General features: G+C 58.7%; 1 pseudogene. It reads right to left on the minus strand.

Annotated features, from left to right (window positions below):
- Positions 1 to 264: pseudogene (locus tag EOD29_RS32500) on the minus strand (hypothetical protein); the annotation flags it as partial.

Consider the following 264-nt stretch of genomic DNA (forward strand, 5'->3'; position numbering starts at 1 on the left):
GTCGGCGTCGTGTCGTCGTCGTTGTAGGGATAAGGCCTCGCTTCGACGCACCCCTGCCAACTCGCATAGCGGCTGGTAGCGTAGACATATTGCGGGTCAGTCCAATGTCCGTCGGTGCATTTGCCCTTTTTGTTGTACGCGTCGCAGATGTACTGCTTTGAGTTCGGCACCTCTTCGCGACCCGATTCCACGGTCATGTCGGCATAAAGGCTGAAGCGGGTCAGGGGCTCACCCTTGGTATCGCCCCAACCGTCACCGCGTTTG

The sequence above is a fragment of the Mesorhizobium sp. M1A.T.Ca.IN.004.03.1.1 genome (assembly GCF_003997555.1).
Lineage (GTDB): Bacteria > Pseudomonadota > Alphaproteobacteria > Rhizobiales > Rhizobiaceae > Mesorhizobium.